General features: G+C 48.3%; 1 pseudogene. It reads right to left on the bottom strand.

Annotated features, from left to right (window positions below):
- Positions 1-409: 409 nt before the first annotated feature.
- Positions 410-629, bottom strand: a pseudogene (locus HT737_RS29535) (winged helix-turn-helix domain-containing protein); the annotation flags it as partial.

Below are 629 nucleotides of genomic sequence, written 5' to 3'. Positions count from 1 at the left end.
TCCGTAGAGAGAGTTCCATGAGATATCCCCAGAAATACGTCCATTCAGGTTTCGACAGTTAAAGTCCGAGTTGCTAGATAGGCTTGTTGTTGTTATTGGACGAGTGTCCTGAGGTAACAACGTCGATAGGCCGAACTGTCGTCAATCAATAGACTAAGTTATTGCCGGAGAGGGTGTCTGACGAGTTCTAACAAGATGGCACTGTGCCAACTTTCAAACAATCAAATACAAGGCTGTTAGAAAAGGTCGTGGAGCAAGGGGTGAATAAATGATGTTGTGTTTGTTACTGTAGGAGGGGTGGAGGCAGGGAACTTTTATTTACCAGGGAGGTGAAGTCAAACAGAGTGCTCTTGTTGTTTTTGTAATCGCACTGTTTTCTGTTTGTTTTGTTCGCGGAGATCGTGCGTGTTTACGCAACGATTTCCTGGATGAGGCAATAACCGCGGTTTCTTACGGCACGGAACAATCGCTCCCCATTACTGGCGCTTTTGAACTTGTCCTGCAGGCGACTCAGGCACATCTCCAGGCCACGATATTGTTCCGGTTCACGGCCGATGCTGAGGATCAGATCGTCGCGGCTGACAACGCGCTCTTCGTGATGGAGCATTTTTGCGCACCAGCGCGGTTTC

The organism is Pseudomonas sp. MD195_PC81_125 (assembly GCF_014060985.1).
Lineage (GTDB): Bacteria > Pseudomonadota > Gammaproteobacteria > Pseudomonadales > Pseudomonadaceae > Aquipseudomonas > Aquipseudomonas parakoreensis.
This window is presented reverse-complemented; position numbering and strand designations above follow the sequence as displayed.